A 20,377-nucleotide genomic window follows, 5' to 3' on the forward strand; every position below is an offset into this window, starting at 1 on the left:
TGTGCGGTCTTTCTTTTATCATTATGGAAAAATTATTTCCCCATATTTTTGATCTGTTCCATCTGCTCCATATAGGCATCCCAACCTCCTGTTGAAATCACATAGATAAACCAGATTAAGCTTAATACTCCAATTACAAGACCAATAATACACAGGATACGTCCTGTTTTAAGGTTGTTATAGTCTGTATATTGATCAGGATTGGCAAGATATAATGCGTTATCTTTGTTGTAAAGGTTCATTCCGATCAATCCGCAGATGACCCCGATAATCCCGTTACAGCAGCAGCTTCCTAAAATAGCAACAATTCCCAAGATTAATACGGTTGTTGCATTTGGCAATTTTTGATTCATAGTTTATAATTTTAATTAATGTGTCTGTAAATAAAAATGTTTATAAAAATAGGAAAATACCATTATAATTGAGTTAATAATGGCTAAAAAAACTATAATATTTCCATAATTCCTTTTTTTATCGATAAAGCTTATGCCTATTGTCATTAGAAAAAGAAGCAAGGTATAGACAGCCGGAAACATATGAAAAGCTTCAGAGAATTTCCCTTCAAAAACCAATACTATAGCTCTCTGCGTACCACATCCGAAGCATTCGATTCCTAAGAATTTTTTACTTGGACACGGAAGCATGAAGTCTTCAATTTTCATGGTTAATTATTTTTCAAATATTCTATAAAATTAAGAAGAAATTTTAGCTCTCAGGTATTGATGCGGAAAAAAGCAGTCTTCTTTCATTTCAAATGATCCCTGAACTGCCATATAAGGATTCCTCAAAATTTCCCTGGCAATAAAGATGAGGTCTGCGTCTCCTTTTTGCAGAATTTCTTCAGCCTGTTCCAATTTAGTAATTAACCCTACGGCTCCTGTTTTTACTTCTGCCTGATTTCTGACCTGAGAAGCAAACGGAACCTGATAGCCTTCATAAACTGGAATTTTAGCCCCATGAATATTTCCGCCACTGGAAACATCTACCAGATCCACCTGATGATCTTTTAAAATTGCGGCCAGCTCTACACTGTTTTCTACATTCCAGCCGTTTTCTGCGTATTCCGTTCCTGAAATCCTTACGAAAAGAGCTGTATCATCACTCAGTTCTTCATTAACGGCATCTACAATTTCCAATAAAAAACGAATCCTGTTTTCAAAACTTCCACCATACTCATCTGTTCTGATATTGGATAGCGGAGATAGAAACTGGTGAATCAGATAGCCATGAGCACCATGAATTTCAATAACATCAAAGCCTGCATTGACCGCTCTTCTTGCGGCATCTTTAAAGTTTTGAATCAGGTCTCTGATTTCTTCAACAGACACGGCATGAGGAATTCTTTCGGTAGGATGATACGGAATAGAGCTTGGCGCAATGGTTTCCCAGCCTTCTTCCACAGGAATCTGAATATTATTCCACGTAGAACCCTTTCTTCCCGCATGAGCCAATTGAATTCCGACTTTACTTTCAGAATTTTCATGAATGAAGCTGACAATTTTTTGTAACTCACGGGCTTGCTCATCATTCCAGATTCCCATGCAATGGTTGGTGATTCTTCCACGGGGTTCCACACCGGTTGCTTCCACCATTATTAATCCTGTTCCTCCCTGAGCACGGCTTCCATAATGCACGAAATGAAAATCATTGGCCATTCCGTTTTCACAGGAATACATACACATCGGGGACATTACCCATCTGTTTTTAAGTTCTATATTTCTGAATTGTATTGGAGTATATAGCATGTTTGAACTTTTTGAATTTCAGTTTAAAAGGAAGAATAAAAACTATTTGTTCACCTTATGAAAAAGAGCTAATTTTATCCCCCTTTTTTAGTTTCACAATATATGAAAAAAGACATACAGATCGGTTACGAATATTTTAAAAATAGCAGCGAACTGAGCGATATAGAAAGGCAATTGTTTGAAAGAGCAAAACAGGCACGTGAAAATGCCTATGCTCCGTATTCCCAGTTTTTGGTGGGCTGTGCCGTCCTATTGGAAAATGGAGAGATCTATTCCGGGAATAATCAGGAGAATGCGGCTTTCCCTTCCGGGCTTTGTGCGGAAAGAACAACTTTGTTCTGGGTGGCGGCTAATTTTCCTAATGAAAAGATCAGGAAAATCTTCGTTGTAGGTGGCCCTAAGGAGTTTTCCGAGAAAAATCCTCCTATCCCACCTTGTGGAGCCTGCAGACAAAGCCTACTGGAATTTGAAACCAAGCAGAAAGAAAATATTGATCTTTATTTTTCAAGCATGAATGAAGAAGTGATCAAAGTACAGTCTGTAAAAGATTTGCTGCCGTTTTCGTTTGACGCTACGTTTCTTTAAGGTAAGAGGGTGATAAAACCTATATTGAGTTTATCATTCTGACGAAGAGAAGATCTCAACTGCGATTTTGTCCTTCTACATTCAGAATGACAAATTTGCAGTTTTAGGATTTTACTATTCAGCCTCCCTGCTTAAATAAAAATATCTATCTTTGCAAAAATTTTGGTTTCCAAGATATTTGGAATGAAAAGGGAATTGGGTGAAAATCCCAAACTGTCCCCGCAACTGTAAATCGCACAAAGATTTCTGCAACGGGCCACTGTGAAAACGGGAAGGCGCAGAAAGCGAAAGTCAGGAGACCTGCCAAAATTATAACTTAAAACATATTGCTTTCGGAGGAAAAGTAAAATAGTATGGATATAAAAAGGTCTTTAGTATTACTTTTATCGTCTTATGGTTGTTTTCTTTTCGGACAAGAGAAAGCCATTGACACGGTTACGGTTTTTGATCATCAGATGAAAAGGGTGAAGCTTTTTCATCCGGTACGTAGCCTTTCTCCGGCAGACATTCAAAAAAATTCCGCCAATTTATCTGATGTTTTACGTTTTCAGACTTCTTTGTACATCAAAGAGAACGGACGTGGTATGGTTTCTTCGCCTTCATTCAGAGGTACAGGAGCCAGTCATACCGCTTTTGTGTGGAACGGTATCAATATCAATTCTCAATTTTTAGGGCAAGGAGACATTAATAATATTCCAGTTTTCGGCTATGATCAGCTTGAGGTCAAGGCAGGTGGCGGAAGTATTATGTACGGAAGCGGTGCTATCGGAGGAAGCATTCATTTGAATAATGATTTAAACTTTAATAAAGGAGCTCAGGCATCATTATATTCTGAGTTTTCTTCTTTTGAGACGTATAATAATTTTGCAAAGGCTTCGTACAGCAATGATAAGTTCAGCTTTAAGGTATCCGGCAATTATTTCATCAGCCAGAATGATTATGAAGTGGAGGAAGAGGAGTATATCAACAGAAACGGAAGGTATTACAATACAACGTTCAACATTGGAGCTTCTTATAAAATTGCAGACAAACAGACTATTTCATGGCAAAGCCAGTTTTTCGATTCTTCACAGCATTATCCTATTTTTGTGGAGAACGGGAACAAAACCAAGTATGAAACTCAAAGTACGAGAAGCTTGCTTTCCTGGGACATCAATAAAAGTAAATTTTCCAACAGCCTGAAAGCGGCTTATACCGAAGAGAATTTCCAGTATTTCGGGGATATTGCCGCTCCGAAAACCAGTGGAGCCACCGGAAAGAATTATATTTTCAAAAATGATTTTAATTATTTTATTACTCCAAAGCTGAATTTGAACGTGATTTCTGAATTCCAGGTGAATAAAGGAGAAGGATATGGCTCCGGAATTGGTGATATCAGTAGAAATGTGGGATCTTTGGCTGGATTGGTAAGATATTTTGCTCATAATAACTTGCGTTTTGAAGCAGGGATTAAAAAGGATTTTGTAGAGGACTTTGACTCTCCTATTCTCTATTCTTTTTCCGGAAAATGGAGTCCTTTGCAATGGTATACCGTTGCTTTCAATATGTCCAGAAATTTCAGATTTCCAACGTTTAATGATCTGTATTGGGAACCGGGAGGAAATCCTCATCTGAAACCGGAAACTTCGGTCCAGGGAGATATGACGCATGAGTTTTTGTTTGGAACTTTTAGAATTACACTGACTCCATATTATATGGATATCTCTGATTATATTACCTGGCTTCCTACACAATATGGATATTGGGCAGCTTTCAACACCAATAAGGTTGAATCTTACGGGCTTGAATCTCAAGTAACTTATTTTAAGCAGATCAATAAGCATTATTTTAAACTAAGTGCCGGATATACATATGCCAAGTCAATCAACAAAGAGACTCAAAAGCAAATGATGTATGTTCCGTTACATAAGATTTTCGGAAGTTTTGATTACCAGTATGATTTCCTGAAACTGTATGTCCAGGGAATGTTTAACGGGCTTACTTATACTACAACAGATGAAAAAAGAGCGGATGCTCTGGATCCTTATTTTGTTTTAAATACGGGAATTTCAACAACGCTTTCAAAAAAATATACTTTAGGTTTCAGGGTAAATAATGCTACGAATACGGTTTATAAGACCGTAGCTTATTATCCTCTTCCGAAAAGGAATTACAGCATATACGCAGAAATAAATTTTTAATATAATCGATATGAAAGTAACCAGACTTTTACCACTTCTTTTTGCATTTGCACTACTTTTCAATGTTTCCTGTAGCAATGATGATGAAGTTATTGTCCCAACCATTTCCTATGAAAACGGAATTTTAATTACCAATGAGGGTAACTACGGAACACCTAATGCAGATGTAACTTTTGTAACAGGAGATTTAAGCCTTAAGCAGGATAATATTTTCTCCGTTAATAACGGATCTAACCTGGGAGATGTTTTGCAAACCATCGCCTTTAGCGGAGATAAAGCATATCTGTTATTGAATAATTCTAATAAAGTAAAGGTTGTTAACCGCTATACCTTTAAAAGTACAGGGGAAATCACAGAACAGATCAACCAGCCCCGTTACGCAGCAGTAGCTAACAATACACTTTATGTAACGAATGATAAATACGGTGGAGACAAGTATGTAAGCATCTACAAAACTTCCGATTTATCTTTCGTTAAAAAAATTACTTTTACGGACCCTGTTGAAAGAATTGTACAGGCTGGTGGAAATATTTTTGTTCAGAATGCTTCTTTCGGATTCGGAAATAAGATCACATATGTCAATACCTCAAATAACGAGATCCAGTCTACCATTACTTTACCTAATGGAAACATCAATAAAACGATTTCCTATAACAACAATGTTTACGTAATTGCTTCTGGTACTGCGGATTCATATATTTACCAAATTTCAAATACCGGTTCTATTGTGAAAACAACGACTTTAACAGGAATTGCCAATGCTACCAATCTTGAAATTGACACCAACAAATTTTATTTCACTTCAGGGAATAAGGTGTATTCAATGGATATGAATGCTACAGCGGCTCCTACTACTCCATTATTTACGGTTACGGATAATTCTTACTCTACCTTATACGGATTTAACGTAGTGTACGGAAAAATCTTTACGTCTGATGCTAACGGATTTACGCAGGACAGCAAAATTACGGTTTATAACACGTCGGGATCTATTATCAGTACTTTTACAGCAGGTAAAGGTTCTAACGGATTCTACGCGAACTAATACAGCGCCTTTAGGCGTTATATATTTTTTTTCATCATTTGTGTTTTTTTTCGGGCGGCTTCTACGAAGCCGCCCGATTTATATAATAAAAAAGCAGACATTTTTGCCTGCTTTTTAAGTTTCTATATCTATTTTACCTGAAGACCAAGCTTTTGAGCTTCAGCAATCACAAAATTCTTTGCTTCTTCTTTATCATTAGGAATTTCCCCCTCCAGGATCGCTTCTTTTACTTTTTCCTTTAAGATACCAATCTCTCTTCCTGGTTTAAGATCAAACATCTCCATGATTTCCTCGCCTGAAATTGGTGGTTGGAAATTTCTCACCTGATCTTTTTCCTCCACTTCCTTTATTTTTATTGCCACATATTCGAAGTTTTTGATAAAACGTTCCTGCTTTTTGGCATTTTTTGTAGTAATATCCGCTTTACATAGGGTAAACAGATCTTCCAGGTCTTCTCCTGCATCGAACAATAATCTCCTTAAAGCCGAGTCTGAGGCGTCATCTGTAATCAATGCGATAGGACGCGATGACAATTTTACCATTTTCTGAACGTATTTCATGTCAGGTCCAAGAGGTAATTTTAATCGCTGAAAAAGTGATTTCACCATTTTGGAGCCTAAAAACTCATGGCCGTGGAATGTCCATCCCGTTCCTTCTACGAATTTTTTAGTCGGTGCCTTTCCTATATCATGAAGCAATGCTGACCAGCGCAACCAAAGATTATCTGTATTTACAGAAATATTATCAACGACTTCCAGCGTGTGATAAAAATTATCTTTATGGGTTTGCCCTTCTACTTCCTCCACGCCCTTCAATTCTATCAATTCAGGAATAATCAGCTTTAAAAGACCGGTTTCTTCCATTAATCTCAAGCCGAGGGAAGGTTTTTCCGAAAGCATGATTTTATTGAATTCCACCATGACTCTTTCCATGGAAACAATTTTGATTCTTTCTGCTTCCTGTTTTATGGCTGATAAAGAGTTTTCTTCTATTTTGAATTGTAACGTTGATGCAAAACGAATGGCACGCATCATTCTCAGCGGATCGTCAGAATAGGTTTGTGCAGGCTCCAATGGAGTTCTCAGAATACCATTTTCCAGATCTCCGATTCCATTGAAAGGATCGATTAACTCACCGAAATTATCTTTATTCAGAGAGATGGCCATTGCGTTGATGGTAAAATCTCTTCTTTTTTGATCGTCTTCTAACGTTCCACCTTCTACTTCAGGCTTCCTGCTGTTTTCGGAATAGCTTTCTTTTCTGGCACCCACAAATTCAAGCTCCAGGTCTTTGTATTTGATCATAGCCGTTCCATAGGTCTTGAAAACAGAAACTTTCAGTTTCGGGTCAATTTCCTGTGCAACACTTTGAGCTAAGTCTATTCCGCTCTGTTCAGTTACAAAATCAATATCCGTAGATGCTTTTCTTTTCATCAGTAAATCCCGGACGTACCCGCCCACAATGTATGCGGATTGATTATTTCGTGAGGCTATCTCAGAAATGATTTTGAAAAGCTTCAGGTTTTTATTTTGATTCAGATTAATTTCCATTACAATATACTCGTCAATTTTCCGGTATGCACCTTATTAATCATAATGGGCATACATTTTACTGATTTTTCCTTCTTCATTAAAGAACATAACCTCAACGGCATGTTTATCCATGATCGAGCTGTAAAATAAAGCCACAGAATCTACTCCTGCCGTTGAACGGATCAATTCGAAATGAAGATCGGGATATTTCCCCAATGCCTTACCCCAATATTCACGAACGGCTGCTTTTCCTTTCAAAGTATCTTCCTTTCCTTGGGTCGCCATTTTGATCATAGGTGTATTGATTTCAATATCATCAGCATAATGGGATAAAATACGGTCCAAATCATGGGAATTCCATGTATCAATCCATTCCTTAGCAAATTCCTGGTGATTCATTTCTTTGATTTTACAATTCGAGTTGCAAAGATAGTATTAAATAAAAGAAATCCCGTCAATATATCCATTGACGAGATTTTAAAGCTGCGGTAGCAGTAATTTTATTCTCTCAGAACTTTGATTCTGTTGTCACTCCATATTTTGATTACAGAAGAACCGGAATATTGGGAAACTTTCTCCCTGTCCTCTTCTACTGCGTAATCCACCAGTTTAATCATCTCTGGTGAAATATCCGAGAATTTCAACGGACTTTTGTCACCGCTGAAATTAGCTGATGTAGATACAATAGGTTTATTGAGTTTTGTGATGAGCTTTTTACAGAAGTCGTTTTTCACAAGCCTTATTCCTACACTTCCATCCTCCGCCAGTAATTCTTTCGGCAAGCCTCTTGGACTTTCATAAACAATGGTAACCGGTTTTTCACTGAGATCGATAATTTCCCATGCCATTTCCGGAACATCTACCAAATCCTGCAACCTTTTTTCAGATTCCACCAAAATGATCATGGATTTGTTCTTTTCACGCTTTTTGATCTCAAAGATCTTATTGATCGCTTCTACATTAGTCGCATCACAACCTATTCCCCAGATTGTATCTGTGGGATAAAGAATAGTTCCGCCAGATTTTAGTATTTTGATGATGTGTTCCATTCAATTTGAATTTAAAAGGCTGTGTTCAGATTCAAGGTTAAAATATTAGGGTTCTTAATTGATAAGATAATCGATACCGTATCGTTTTTTTCAATGAATCCTGAACAGCAAAAATACATTTTAAATTTTCATTTTTAAACATAAATTCTTCCCACTGAAATGCTAAAAGAAAAGCAATCTCATTAATGAAAATGAAAACAGCAAATACTTTATAATTACCCTTCTAGTCATTGTAATATTTATAGCAAAAATGAAAAAACGGGTTAAAGACTATTCTTATTTAATATTTCTTTTTGATTGCCAATTCAAATAAACTGCTAAAATCATCATTACTAAAATAGAAGTTAACCATAAAAAATAACCTTCTTCCAGACTATGAATCTCTGCTGTTCTTCCACTTTCAGACACCAGAATATTTTCCCAAAAAATAAATGACCCGGAAATAAGAGCAGCAATAATTCCTGACAAATTTGCCAGAAAGTAGTTCTTTTTATAAGCACTAATCATTGAAACCAACAACCAGCCATTCGCTGTCCAAATAAAAAATTCTAAAATACCTCCGCCAAGGAAACCGATTGGGCCAATAAGGAAAAGTGTCAATGAACTATAACTACCAATTCCATGTAAATCTTCAAATGTAAGAGCATCAAAGAAAAGCGATGTAATAAAGATTATTACGCTTATTAAAATCAGTTTTCTGGAATCCATTACAACCCCGGCAAATATCTTTCCGCAATAATATTCAAATGATGATAATTATGTCCAACGATCAATTTCCCGATGGTTTCTACAGAAATTGGGTTTCTGTTGGCTGTCCCAATATTACTTAAAACAGATGGATTCAGGGTTTGAAAAAAGATCTGAGAAGATTTTCTCACCAGCTTATATTCTTCCAATAGTGATTCTAAGGTTCGCTCGTTCCCATAAGAATTATCTGCATATCCGTTTTCATCAAAACCTGGTAGTTCTGCCTGCTCTCCTCTTGCAAAAGCTAATGCACGATACTGAAATACTCTTTCGGTATCGGATAAATGCAAAAGCATTTCTTTCAAAGTCCATTTTCCTTCATCGTAGGCAAAAAGTGACTGCTCTTCCGTAAGTCCGGAAAAGATTTTTATCGTTTTCTCTCCTGATATATTCATTTCATCCAACCAGTTTTCGGAGGGAATATTGTCTAAATATCTCTGAATGTATTTTTGAAAATCTGTCATATTAATATGGTAATAAGTAATTGGTAATGAGTAATATATTAATTAATGATAATTGATAGATAATAAATGATGAGAAAAAAAGAATATCAATCATCATTTATCATTTATAAATTGTTCGTCCATTCATAGAAGTTAACGGAATCATACAGTTCAAATCCGCAAGCAGGATACAACTGATTTCCGATATCATTGCTCTTTCCTGTTTCCAGTAAAACGCCACAGGCTTGTGTTGACCTGCAAAGTTCTTTCGCATCTTCAATTAATTCTTTGGAGTAGCCTTTTCCTCTATGGCTTCCATTAACGTATAAATCGTTCAGCAACCAGTAGCGCTTCATTCTTGTGGATGAAAATATAGGATATAATTGTACAAACCCAACAAGTTTATTATCATTTTCAGCTACAAAAATTTCAGAATCTCCTTTTTCAATTCGCTCTATGAGAAAATTTTCTGCTGCCGGAATATCAGATTCCTTATGATAAAAAATCCTGTATTGGTCAAATAGCTCTGCTAATTGTGTCAGGTCCTGAATAGTAGCTTTCCTTGTATTTTTCATATAATTATAAATGATGGTCGTAGCTTAAAACACGTTTCATTTTCCAGTCTTTTCCTTCTAAAATCCATAGAATGGTGAATTTTGCACGGCTTCCTTTGTTCCATTTTCCATTAACGAACTCAAAAAAATCGTGTTCGCCTTCCTGTATAAATGCATATAAGACATTATTATTGTACAAAGGATAGACCTTCATACTGTTCGGAACCAGCTCGCGCTTTACTTTATTAGGTCCGCCACAGATATTATTTTTAATGGATGCTATAAAAGCTTCCTTTCCGGATGTAATTCCTCCTTTATCATGATAGAACTCAAGATCATTGCTCACTATGGAATTATAATGAGAAAGATCACACTTGTTAAATCCGATATCGAATATCAAACTGTCCAGCTTTTTAGCCGTTTTATACAACTCATCGGTTGGTTTTACCTGAGAGTACATCAACTGGCTGAAAAGGCTCAGAATCATCAAAATCTGAATCTTTCTCATTACTTATTTTTTAAGAAAAAGCTCTTTCTAAATCAGCGATCAGGTCTTCTGCGTCTTCAATTCCAACACTCAGACGAACCAAATCATCGGTAATTCCTAATTCAGCTCTTTTTTCAGCAGGAATAGAAGCATGAGTCATCAAAGCAGGGTGATTCGCTAAAGATTCTACACCTCCTAAAGATTCCGCTAAAGTGAAAACTTTCAGCCTTTCCAGAAATTTAATGGCGTCTTCTTTTTTCCCTGATTTGAATGTGAAAGAAACCATTCCTCCGAAATCTTTCATCTGAGATTTTGCCAATTCATACTGTGGGTGAGATTCCAGTCCCGGATAAATTACCTGAGCAACCGCTGGATGAGATTCCAGGTATTTGGCTACTGACATTCCGTTTTCAGAATGTCTCTGCACTCTTAATGCTAATGTTTTGATTCCTCTCAACACCAAATAAGAATCATGAGGCCCCAAAATTCCACCGCTTGCAAATTGGATGAAATGAAGTTTTTCTCCTAATTCAGCATCTTTGGCAACCAAAGCTCCTGCAATAACATCAGAATGCCCTCCTAAATATTTTGTTGCAGAATGCATCACGATATCTGCTCCTAAATCAATCGGTCTTTGAAGATAAGGGGTCGCGAATGTATTATCTACCGCAACCAGAATATTTTTTCCCTTGGCCATCTCTACAACAGCTTTAATATCTACCAATTTCATCAAAGGGTTCGTTGGAGTTTCCAGCCAGATCAGTTTGGTTTTATCTGTAATAACATCAACAATTTTAGAAACATCATCAAAATTAACGAACGTAAACTTCAGTTGATATTTTTCGAAAAGTCTTGTGAACATTCTGTAGGTTCCACCATACAAATCATCCACTGCCACTACCTCATCCCCTGGATTCAGTAATTTCAACACACAGTCAATAGCCGCCAATCCTGATCCGAAAGCCAGGCCTCTCGCCCCATTCTCAATGCTTGCCAAAGAGTCTTCCAAAGCCTGTCTTGTAGGGTTAGCTGCTCTTGAATATTCATATCCTGAGTGAACTCCCGGGCTTTTCTGTGCAAATGTAGAGGTTAAAAAAACCGGAACATTCACAGAACCTGTTGCAGATTCATGATGTTGTCCCCCGTGTATAACTTTTGTATTAAAATTCATAATTTTTGATTTGATAATTAGTTCATGTGATGATATGTTGATTTTGATTTTTTTGATTCAATCAGCACATCTTCATACCATCATATTATTTTTACATTTTTATCGCTGACTTGATAGCAAATTCTTCCGCTATCTGCTCCATCCATTGTGCCACATCTTCTTCTCCCGTCGCTCTTTGATAGGTATTTCCCAATGAAATAAGGATCTGGTGGATGAACATTTTCATTTGATCAACCGGCATTTCCTTAGTCCAAAGGTCAATTCTCAGGGCTTCCATTGCCTTGTCATCCCACACAGAAATCATTGTTGCCTTTGTTTCCTCTTTTTCAATTCCACCATCCTGAGCATTCCAGGTAATGTTTTCAGGAATATGGTTTTCATCTAATTCAACATCTATCGTTATCTGAGTCTTTCTCATTCTTTCTATTTTTCTATTTTTTATTGTTCTGCTTTAGGTTTATACCCTGATTGATTAAATATGGTGGTAGCATCCATTTTAAGAAAATCTTGTAATTTGGTTTCCGGCTTTTCCTTAAAATACGCCTTACAGATCTGCCATCCTGTAAAAATTCCGATCTGAGGTGAAGATTCGTTGTCTATTTCCGTATAAAATTTTGAGAAAGGTCCCGGGGAAATAAAACGGTCTACCAGTCTCGGATCATCCCCAAAAATCAAATTACTTTCAACGAAATAATTCCAAATATTGGCTTCATTGGCTACAGCCCAATCATATTGCTTCTGAGTATAGTTCATTTTTAGGTAATTCGGGAAGTTAGGTAAAAAAGCATCCTGAAGTATCATGATTTTTCCGTTCAGAATCAGGTGATCAATGAATTTCTGATGATCAGGAGCAGCAACTACTGCATTTTCTGCAAAAATCTGGGAAACTTTAGGAACTATATTCTGTGGATTCATCGATTTTTGGAAGTATAGTTCCAATCCTTTATAATTCGGATTATTCTCTCCCATAAATCCGGTAACATCTATAAAGAGCAAATTTTCTTTAGGCTCATAAAAAACAGGATCCTGAACCATCTGCAAAACGGATGAAAACAGGTATATTTTAGGAACTTTGAAGTTGGGAAAGTAATATTTAATATGCGAAAACAGGTCCTGAAGTTCTTTCTGAAGCTTATTCTGGTCTATTTTACCAATGGCTTCCTTATAGAGTTTGATTTCCTCTGCATCGGATCTTCTTTTTACAAAATCAGCATCAGAAACGGTTCCCTGAAACCAAGGAAATTTTGCTTTAAACTGATCCAACGGAACATTCGGGTTGTAAAATTCTTTGGAAATATCCGTCATATCAATTTTTTCAACGGGATCTTTCACTTCAACCCTCCATTGGTCCTGAGCTTCTTTTTTACAAGAATTCAATAGCAATACCATAATGGAAGAAAGTACAATAGTTCTAAAAATCTTCATATTTTTACATGAAATTTAAGTTTACAAAAATAGTGATTTAAACACAATTTCCGGTGAAAAATAAAATATTTGCGGTATTCCTTCTATTTGAAATCATCCGCCTTTAAATGCTTATAAAACTGGATTTAAAGACGAAAATTTGAAGAAATCGGTTCTGGTCAAAAGGTCGCCGTATTTTCAAAAGGATAAAAAAAACAGGAAGATATCCAGTTGTTCCCCATAAGTACAGAATCTTTACATTAAGGCAGAAAATCTTAAAATCGTTTTTTCTATATTTGAATAACAACATTTCTTTAAAAGAATTACCGAGTATCGATCAATTAACTATATCTTTAAACCTAAAAGTGTTGATGCAAGTCCTCTAACTTCTCACGCTGATTTATTATTTTTCTCATGCAATTAGAAACAGAAAGACTTATTTTACGGAATTTTGAAGCCGGCGATGTAGATCGTATGTTTCTCCTTGATTCCAATCCTGAAGTGATGAAATATATTGGCATGCCACCGCTGAATGATAAAAGAGATTCTGAAAGAGTGATCCGGATGATTCAGCAGCAATATACAGATAACGGTATAGGAAGGCTTGCGGTGATTGAAAAGGAAAGCGGACTTTTAATCGGTTGGAGTGGTTTAAAATTATTGACCGAACCCATCAATGGTTACCAAAATATCTATGACCTCGGATATCGCTTTATTCCTGAGTTCTGGGGTAAAGGATATGCCCTTGAATCGGCAAAAGCATCTCTTGATTTCGGCTTTACTATATTGAAAGCAGAAATCATTTATGCCCATGCTCATTCTGAAAATACCGGATCCAACCATATTTTAAAGAAGCTGGGATTTGAAAAAACCGGTGAGTTTACGGAGACGGACGGAGTTTGCTTCTGGTATGAGCTGAAAAAGGAAAATTATATATCATAATCATGGTAATAAGACAGGAAAAAGAAAGAGATTATCCGAAGGTTTTTCAAACTATTGAAGAAGCTTTCAGAAATTTGGAATACAGTGACCATCAGGAACATTTTTTAGTTGAAAGATTAAGAAAATCAAATGCTTTTATTCCAGAATTATCATTGGTTGCAGAAGCAGATGATAAAATTGCCGGCCATATTTTATTCACAAAAATAACCATTGAGAACGGCCAGGAATCCTTTGAATCTCTGGCTTTGGCTCCGGTTTCAGTACAGCCTGATTTTCAGCATCAGGGGATTGGCGGAAAACTTATAGAAAAAGGGCATGATATTGCCCGACAACTGGGCTATCAATCTGTTATATTAATCGGACACGAAAATTATTATCCTAAGTTTGGATACAAAAAAACCACTAATTTTGGAATCTCTTTTCCATTTGATATTCCTGAGGAGAACGGAATGGCGATTGAATTGGTAAAAGACGGACTAAAAGATGTAAAAGGCGTAGTGCGATACCCTAAAGAATTTGGAATAGATTAAAAAACAAAATAAAAAAATGCAAACACAAAAAGTAATAGATCATATTGTTAACTGGCTGAAAGATTATGCCGTAAAAGCAAATGTAAAAGGATATGTAGTAGGAGTTTCGGGCGGAATAGATTCTGCCGTGGTTTCCACCCTGTGTGCTATGACCGGCCTTGAAGTTTTACTGCTTGAAATGCCGATCCGTCAAAAAGAAGACCAAATGAACCGAGCGCTAGATCATATTGCGGATCTTAAAACGAAATTCACTAATGTTCAGGGAAAAACCATTAACCTGACTCCTGTTTTTGAAACCTTCGAAGATGTGGTACACGATCACGTAGAGGGAAGATGGAGCAATAATCTGGCTTTAGCTAATACAAGATCCCGTTTTAGAATGTTAACACTATATTATTTCGGGCAGCTTCACGGATTACTGGTTTGCGGAACCGGAAACAAAGTGGAGGATTTCGGAATCGGATTTTATACCAAATACGGAGACGGTGGTGTGGATGTTTCCCCGATTGCCGATCTTTACAAAACAGAAATTTACAAGCTGGCTAAAGCTTTAAATATCATAGAAAGCATTCAAAAAGCAGTTCCTACCGATGGACTTTGGGATGCAGAAAGAACGGATGAAGACCAGATCGGTGCTTCTTACCCTGAACTTGAAAAGATCCAGAAGGAATACGGAACCAAAACAGCAGAGGATTACGAAGGAAGAGATAAGGAAGTATTCCTGATTTTTGAACGAATGAATAAGGCGGCACAACATAAAATGAATCCGATTCCGGTATGTGATATTCCGGAGGAATGGAGAGTATAAAAGTTGTAAATGAAGAGTTAAAAGTTATAGGTTTATAATATGAACAGTAAATCAAGACCTTTATTTTTTGCACTAGCCGGGCTTCTTTTGGGAATTCTGATCATGTATCTTATCAATAATTTTACCATTGAAAAGAAAAACAATTCCAAAATTTCTAAATCTGAACAGGTAAGCTATGGAAGTACTTCTCCTGAAGAAAACAAAACGGACTATTCTTCAGACCACCAAACTATCGATCAGCTGACTGAAGAGAAAAAAGTAATCAGCTATGTGAAGCAAAACCACAAACTTCCTGTTTATTATATCACCAAAAATGAAGCCCGAAAACAAGGCTGGAACCCTTCCAAAGGAAATCTCTGCGATGTATTGCCGGGAAGAGCTATTGGAGGAGATAAATTCAGTAACCGGGAAGGAAACCTTCCTAAAGGTGAAAGATATTTTGAAGCTGATGTAAATTATAACTGCGGAAACAGGAATGCAGATCGTATCGTATTTACTGAAAACGGGGATGTTTACCTTACTAAAAATCATTATAAGAGTTTTGAGAAGCAATAACTTTTTATTTTTCCCGGGCCTTATATTAGTTATTTCCTGTACTGAAAAGCAGCATACAACAGTAAAGGAAGAAATCCCTATGACTATATTGGTTCAGCCTTTTAAAGATATCAAACCCGAAAACGTAGCCTCTGTAACCCGGGAAATTAAGAAAGTATACCCAAATGTTAAAATTCTGGAACCCATTGATTTTCCTGAAAACGCCTATTATAAAGAAAGAAACCGTTACAGGGCAGATTCAATCATTAGGTTTTTACAGGGAAAAACCAAAGAAGGATTTGTTACTGTTGCCCTGACCTCAAAAGACATCAGTGTTACCAAAGGAAAAATCAGAGACTTTGGCGTCATGGGATTGGGATACAGGCCGGGAAGAGCCTGTGTTGCTTCAAAATTCAGATTAGATAAAGAAAACTCCGATGAGCAGCTTTTTAAGGTAGCCATCCATGAGCTGGGCCACACCCAGGGGTTGAAACACTGTCCCGAAAAGACCTGCTTTATGAGGGATGCGGAAGGTAAGAACCCTACGAATGAAGAAAAAGATTTCTGCAGGCAATGTAAAACTTTTTTAACCCATAAAAACTGGAAATTCAACTCAATATGAAAACAATTTATATAGATTTTACAGACATCGGCGACTATGAAGATTTTTATGCACAGCTAAAAGATAAACTCAAACTTCCGGAGCATTTCGGTGATAATCTTGATGCCTTATATGATGTGATTACAGGCGAGCTGGAAATGCCGCTTCACATAGAATTCGTGAATATGAATGTAGATCAGCTGGAAATTTTCGAAGACTTATTGACTACTCTGGAAGATGCTGAAGAAGAGCTTGAAAGCTTTACTTTCACTTATTATCTGGAGCAATATGAAGATGAGGAGGAATGATCTTTATAGTCGATATCATCACTTACGTCAATTAATAAGATCATAAAAAAACGTCCTTAGTAAGGACGTTTTTTTTATCTTTATTTCCCAATAACTTCGGTAATTGGATTTCCGACATTCCCACTTGGAAACTGTATTTTTAACAAGGAAGAAATCGTGGGTGCAATATCCGTCATATCATAGGGTTTATTGCTTTCCCCATGTTGTATCCCCCACCCCATAAATATTAACGGAATATGGGAATCATAAGAATTCCATACACTGTGTGTGGTTCCTGTTTTGGAATATGGCGGCAACATGGAATCGTGTGAGATCAACTGAATATCACCACTTCTCTGCCTGTTGATCCCATTGATGATTCTTTGTTTGATCGGTTCCGGAATTGTAGCTTCCTGAACTTCCTGTACGGAAACGGCAAATAAAACAGTAGGATCTTTTTCCAGCTCATGAATGGTGAACTCCCTCAGATCTTCCAATTCTATTTTATGGTCTTTCATTAATTTTCTGTCAAAATAGATCTGATAATTATCCACCGCATTAATTAGCTTATCTACTCCGAATTTTTCCTTCAGCTTCTGGTTGATATTCTTCTCCATGTCTTCCCCGAAAAAACCTGTTGTTATTTTATGTTCTTTCAAAAACCCTACAGAATGGGCACCTCCGTGATCCGCAGAAAGGAAAACCGTGTACTCTCCTTTTCCGACCTTTGAATCCAGATAGTTGAAGAATTGCGCTAAATCCTGATCCAGTCTTAAGTATACATCCTCTACCTCAATGGAATTTGGGCCGAATTTATGCCCTGCATAATCCGTAGAAGCCAGGTTGATCGCTAAAAAATCGGTAACATCATCACTTCCCAATTTTTCTCCTTCTACGGAAGCTTCAGCAAGTTTTAAAGTCAGCGTGTTTCCGAAAGGAGTATATCTGATATTATCTTTTTTTGCCTGATAATCTTTTGCCAGATTGCTGTATGGGAAAGTAGGTGTTTTTGCACTTCCCAAAAGTCCTTCCCATGATGAATTATCCGGGGAGCTTTCAGTATACTGATTAATCGGAAGCAATGTATTCCATCCATTAGCAACCAGCTGATCCGGTAGATTTTGAGAATTGAAAGACTTAAGCCATTGAGGCAAGTCATTCATATACCAGGTACTTGTAATAAAATTCCCTGTAGAATCATCAAACCAGAACGCTCCTGTTGGAGTATGCCCTGCCGGAAGAATGGAAGCGCGGTCTTTAAGGGAAACTCCTATTACCTTTCCCTGGAAATTGGTGGCCAACCTCAATTCATCCGTTACCGTTGTTGACCATAGATTTTTCGGAGAATGGCTTCCGACTTTGGTATTGGTTGTTCCTACCGGCTGAACACTTTCATCTGTAGTACAATATACATTTTTTCCGGTTTCTTTATCCGTCCAGTCATTTCCGGCAATTCCGTGAATAGCCGGAACTGATCCTGTATAAATACTGGTATGTCCTAAAGCGGTAACCGTAGGTACATAATTGATGTGAACATTATTTAAAGAATAGCCGGTATTAAGCAGCCTTTTGAAACCATCTTTTCCATATTTACTGTAATATCGGTACAGATAGTCCCACCTCATCTGATCTACTACTAAACCTATGACTAATTTAGGCCTTTCTAATTGAGAATTTTTATTCTTCTGAGCATTGATTGTAACCACCGACAAGAAAGTAGCTGCCGCGATTGAAATTTTCCTAAGCATCCGGTAAATTTTTATTGGCTACAAATTTACAGGTTTTGAAAGTCTTGCAGTATGAAATTTTATTTAAATTTTATCGTTCTACATTATATATTTACAATAAAAACTTGACCATTATGAAATTGAAATCATTTTTCCTGCTGATTTTAATCGTTTTCAGCTATACCCTATTTGCTTATCCTATTTCTCTGATGTCTTTGAGAAAATTAATTATTGAATCTAAAAATATTGTATATGCTGAAGTTTTAGAGGTTAAACAAAATAAAAATGTAAAAGATGATGATTGGTTCAAATCGGAAATTGCAGTTTTAAAAGTATATGATATTTTACAGGGAAATATAAAAAGCACACAAATTATTGAAGTATACACCAGTTCAGGAATGTCCTGTCCGGCCCCGGCTTATTATGAAAAAGGGACTTTTACATTAGCATTTTTATATAAAGAAAAAAATGATAACAGATATTCCACCCACGCTCTTTCTTATGGTTCCAAAGTTTTGAATAAAGATGAATATTCCATTTATAAAAATAGAATTCTTGAAATGCAGGATATTCTAAAAATCAAAAATGAAGAAGAAAAACATATCAAAACGGTGGATTGGCTTGTGGAGTGTGCTTTGGAAAAAGCAACCAAATGGGAAGGAACTTATGAACTCTCTCCTGAAAGTGATTTCATGTCTTTTTATGATCACGACAAAGACACTTTTGAAAGAAAATTCGAATTAAATAAAACTCAAAAAGAAAAACTGAGAACAGCTCTTTTTTCACAAAAAACTTTAGATTATTATGATCTGGGATTAATTGACATTATTAGTAAACCTAATGATCATGAATTACTCAGCTTTCTGGTTACACGCTTTAAAGAATCATATAAAGATTTTTTATTTGAAGGAAGTTTTTTTATGAGTAGAATTGCTGATCTGTCAGAAAGAGATGATCTTAAGCAAATTGTAAAGAAGAATGAGGAAATTGATATGTTTGATGAAAATTACGACAAAAAAACTAAAGAAATCCTGAATGAATTCGTGGCAAAATTGTAAATTTCTTCTATGAAGCTTTTCAAAACTTTTTCTTAACTCGAAAGGAAATAAACTAAACTAAGCTTCCTATTTTTACTATGGAAATCAAAAGATTGGGAAAGCTTACAAGAAACCCTACACTCAATTGGGGACTCAACGGTTACGAAACAGATAAAATATGGGTTGTTTCTGCCATTGAGATCGGAAATTCATTTGAATTTAATCTCAGGGAAAAAAAGCAGTATTACAGAAAAGTTTGGGAAACCAATTCCGATGATATTGACGAGCTGAATGAAATTATTGCACAGGGACATTCTTTCGGAGCCTTTGACAATGATGAATTGATAGGTTGGATCATTTGTGACTTCAGGGAGTGGAATAACAGCCTCTTTATAGAAAATATGCTCATCAGTGAAAAATACAGAGGGCAAAATATCGGAAGATTATTGATCAAAAGTGTTAATCGGGAAGCAAGAGAACTGCAGTGCAGAATCGTTGAACTGGAAACCCAGAATACCAATTATCCCGCCATTAAATTTTATCAAAAGGCAGGTTTTCTTTTTACCGGCATCAATACGAAATTATATAACGATTCCACGGAAACAGCTTTATATATGAGCTTTGAGGTTTGATTGACGGAAACTATAAAAGATATTTGAATTTTTATTTTGTACCAAATGGTACAATTATATATCTTTGTTCTATCAAAATAAAAAAATGGCAGGAAGACCTAAAATATTCGACGAACAGGAAGCGATCCAAAAAGCAACCGAAGTCTTTAGAAACAAAGGCTACGATACTGCTTCCGCAGACGAATTGCTGAGCGCCATGGGAATTGGGAAAGGAAGCTTTTATTTGGCATTCAAAGGAGGAAAACAGGAATTATACATTCGCTCAATTAAACAATTTGCGGAAAGTTTTAACCAGAAAATCAGACAAGCTATTGAGAAGTCAGAAGATCAGATTGAG

26 protein-coding genes and 1 riboswitch are annotated in these 20,377 nt (G+C 36.4%); of the genes, 12 read left to right on the top strand and 14 right to left on the bottom strand.

Translation table 11 applies throughout. The annotated features are described in order from the left end of the window. Positions 1-32: 32 nt before the first annotated feature. The 3 genes from ACGHIN_RS10215 to namA are packed head-to-tail and all read right to left on the bottom strand — an operon-like array spanning position 33 to position 1,745. Positions 33-353, bottom strand: coding sequence for a CCC motif membrane protein (locus ACGHIN_RS10215; protein WP_390453082.1), 321 nt, complete (start codon positions 351-353; stop codon positions 33-35). A gap of 15 nt (positions 354-368) precedes the next feature. Beyond that, on the bottom strand, positions 369-662 hold the full coding sequence (locus ACGHIN_RS10220; RefSeq protein WP_390453084.1) for a DUF2752 domain-containing protein: 294 nt from the start codon (positions 660-662) through the stop codon (positions 369-371). Positions 663-692: 30 nt separating this feature from the next. Continuing rightward, a complete protein-coding gene (gene namA, locus ACGHIN_RS10225; protein WP_390453086.1) occupies positions 693-1,745 on the bottom strand; it encodes an NADPH dehydrogenase NamA in 1,053 nt (350 codons plus the stop codon). 102 nt (positions 1,746-1,847) lie between these two features. On the opposite strand from namA, the gene cdd reads away from it, so the two are divergent. From cdd to ACGHIN_RS10240, 3 genes are all read left to right on the top strand, one after another. Next, positions 1,848-2,330 (top strand): cytidine deaminase, encoded by a 483-nt coding sequence (gene cdd / locus ACGHIN_RS10230; protein ID WP_390453088.1) that lies wholly within the window; start codon positions 1,848-1,850, stop codon positions 2,328-2,330. A gap of 146 nt (positions 2,331-2,476) precedes the next feature. Continuing rightward, a riboswitch (cobalamin riboswitch) is annotated at positions 2,477-2,652 on the top strand. Between the two features lie 31 nt (positions 2,653-2,683). After that, positions 2,684-4,510 (top strand): TonB-dependent receptor plug domain-containing protein, encoded by a 1,827-nt coding sequence (locus ACGHIN_RS10235; protein WP_390453090.1) that lies wholly within the window; start codon positions 2,684-2,686, stop codon positions 4,508-4,510. A 10-nt stretch (positions 4,511-4,520) separates the two neighbouring features. Then, positions 4,521-5,555: a YncE family protein gene (locus ACGHIN_RS10240; protein WP_390453092.1), complete on the top strand. Its 1,035-nt coding sequence runs from the start codon at positions 4,521-4,523 to the stop codon at positions 5,553-5,555. 128 nt (positions 5,556-5,683) lie between these two features. Here ACGHIN_RS10240 and ACGHIN_RS10245 read toward each other — a convergent pair whose 3' ends face one another. The 10 genes from ACGHIN_RS10245 to gldB all read right to left on the bottom strand — a co-directional run bounded on the left by ACGHIN_RS10245 (position 5,684) and on the right by gldB (position 12,963). Beyond that, a complete protein-coding gene (locus tag ACGHIN_RS10245; protein WP_390453093.1) occupies positions 5,684-7,105 on the bottom strand; it encodes a CCA tRNA nucleotidyltransferase in 1,422 nt (473 codons plus the stop codon). A 36-nt stretch (positions 7,106-7,141) separates the two neighbouring features. After that, positions 7,142-7,486, bottom strand: a complete 345-nt coding sequence (locus ACGHIN_RS10250; protein WP_390453095.1) for a nuclear transport factor 2 family protein — start codon at positions 7,484-7,486, stop codon at positions 7,142-7,144. 101 nt (positions 7,487-7,587) lie between these two features. After that, a complete protein-coding gene (locus tag ACGHIN_RS10255; protein ID WP_390453096.1) occupies positions 7,588-8,136 on the bottom strand; it encodes an L-threonylcarbamoyladenylate synthase in 549 nt (182 codons plus the stop codon). Between the two features lie 276 nt (positions 8,137-8,412). Next, positions 8,413-8,844, bottom strand: a complete 432-nt coding sequence (locus tag ACGHIN_RS10260; RefSeq protein ID WP_390453098.1) for a hypothetical protein — start codon at positions 8,842-8,844, stop codon at positions 8,413-8,415. Continuing rightward, positions 8,844-9,347: a DinB family protein gene (locus ACGHIN_RS10265; protein WP_390453100.1), complete on the bottom strand. Its 504-nt coding sequence runs from the start codon at positions 9,345-9,347 to the stop codon at positions 8,844-8,846. The genes ACGHIN_RS10260 and ACGHIN_RS10265 overlap by 1 nt, the downstream gene beginning before the upstream one ends. 104 nt (positions 9,348-9,451) lie before the next feature. Further along, complete coding sequence (locus ACGHIN_RS10270) at positions 9,452-9,901, bottom strand: GNAT family N-acetyltransferase (RefSeq protein ID WP_390453102.1); 450 nt, start codon at positions 9,899-9,901, stop codon at positions 9,452-9,454. Positions 9,902-9,905: 4 nt separating this feature from the next. Then, positions 9,906-10,388 carry a nuclear transport factor 2 family protein gene (locus tag ACGHIN_RS10275; protein WP_390453104.1) on the bottom strand — a complete coding sequence of 161 codons (483 nt, stop codon included), beginning with the start codon at positions 10,386-10,388 and terminating at the stop codon, positions 9,906-9,908. Positions 10,389-10,398: 10 nt separating this feature from the next. Beyond that, positions 10,399-11,538: a cystathionine gamma-synthase gene (locus tag ACGHIN_RS10280; RefSeq protein ID WP_390453105.1), complete on the bottom strand. Its 1,140-nt coding sequence runs from the start codon at positions 11,536-11,538 to the stop codon at positions 10,399-10,401. Between the two features lie 91 nt (positions 11,539-11,629). Further along, on the bottom strand, positions 11,630-11,956 hold the full coding sequence (gene gldC, locus ACGHIN_RS10285) for a gliding motility protein GldC (protein WP_390453107.1): 327 nt from the start codon (positions 11,954-11,956) through the stop codon (positions 11,630-11,632). Positions 11,957-11,976: 20 nt separating this feature from the next. After that, positions 11,977-12,963, bottom strand: a complete 987-nt coding sequence (gene gldB, locus ACGHIN_RS10290) for a gliding motility lipoprotein GldB (protein WP_390453109.1) — start codon at positions 12,961-12,963, stop codon at positions 11,977-11,979. Positions 12,964-13,356: 393 nt separating this feature from the next. On the opposite strand from gldB, the gene ACGHIN_RS10295 reads away from it, so the two are divergent. From ACGHIN_RS10295 to ACGHIN_RS10320, 6 genes are read left to right on the top strand one after another with little or no spacing between them, the layout of a single operon-like run. Continuing rightward, positions 13,357-13,884, top strand: coding sequence for a GNAT family N-acetyltransferase (locus tag ACGHIN_RS10295; RefSeq protein WP_390453111.1), 528 nt, complete (start codon positions 13,357-13,359; stop codon positions 13,882-13,884). A 2-nt stretch (positions 13,885-13,886) separates the two neighbouring features. Continuing rightward, the gene (locus ACGHIN_RS10300; protein ID WP_390453112.1) at positions 13,887-14,414 is read left to right on the top strand and encodes a GNAT family N-acetyltransferase; all 528 of its coding nucleotides are present in this window, start codon (positions 13,887-13,889) and stop codon (positions 14,412-14,414) included. Between the two features lie 16 nt (positions 14,415-14,430). After that, positions 14,431-15,222, top strand: a complete 792-nt coding sequence (gene nadE / locus ACGHIN_RS10305) for an NAD(+) synthase (protein WP_390453114.1) — start codon at positions 14,431-14,433, stop codon at positions 15,220-15,222. Between the two features lie 39 nt (positions 15,223-15,261). Continuing rightward, positions 15,262-15,777: a ribonuclease domain-containing protein gene (locus ACGHIN_RS10310; RefSeq protein WP_390453116.1), complete on the top strand. Its 516-nt coding sequence runs from the start codon at positions 15,262-15,264 to the stop codon at positions 15,775-15,777. Beyond that, on the top strand, positions 15,731-16,378 hold the full coding sequence (locus tag ACGHIN_RS10315; protein ID WP_390453118.1) for a matrixin family metalloprotease: 648 nt from the start codon (positions 15,731-15,733) through the stop codon (positions 16,376-16,378). The genes ACGHIN_RS10310 and ACGHIN_RS10315 overlap by 47 nt, the downstream gene beginning before the upstream one ends. After that, positions 16,375-16,665 (top strand): barstar family protein, encoded by a 291-nt coding sequence (locus tag ACGHIN_RS10320; protein ID WP_390453120.1) that lies wholly within the window; start codon positions 16,375-16,377, stop codon positions 16,663-16,665. The genes ACGHIN_RS10315 and ACGHIN_RS10320 overlap by 4 nt, the downstream gene beginning before the upstream one ends. Before the next feature lie 80 nt (positions 16,666-16,745). Here the strand turns inward: ACGHIN_RS10320 and pafA are convergent, their stop codons facing one another. Next, positions 16,746-18,392: an alkaline phosphatase PafA gene (gene pafA / locus ACGHIN_RS10325; protein WP_390453122.1), complete on the bottom strand. Its 1,647-nt coding sequence runs from the start codon at positions 18,390-18,392 to the stop codon at positions 16,746-16,748. A 113-nt stretch (positions 18,393-18,505) separates the two neighbouring features. Here pafA and ACGHIN_RS10330 point away from each other — a divergent pair, with 113 nt between their 5' ends. From ACGHIN_RS10330 to ACGHIN_RS10340, 3 genes are all read left to right on the top strand, one after another. Next, positions 18,506-19,429, top strand: coding sequence for a hypothetical protein (locus ACGHIN_RS10330; protein WP_390453124.1), 924 nt, complete (start codon positions 18,506-18,508; stop codon positions 19,427-19,429). Positions 19,430-19,506: 77 nt separating this feature from the next. Continuing rightward, positions 19,507-20,040, top strand: coding sequence for a GNAT family N-acetyltransferase (locus tag ACGHIN_RS10335; RefSeq protein WP_390453126.1), 534 nt, complete (start codon positions 19,507-19,509; stop codon positions 20,038-20,040). A gap of 85 nt (positions 20,041-20,125) precedes the next feature. Next, a partial coding sequence (locus tag ACGHIN_RS10340; protein ID WP_390453127.1) for a TetR/AcrR family transcriptional regulator occupies positions 20,126-20,377 on the top strand: 252 nt, incomplete at its 3' end.

This window comes from Chryseobacterium barbadense (assembly GCF_042849955.1).
Taxonomy (GTDB): domain Bacteria; phylum Bacteroidota; class Bacteroidia; order Flavobacteriales; family Weeksellaceae; genus Chryseobacterium.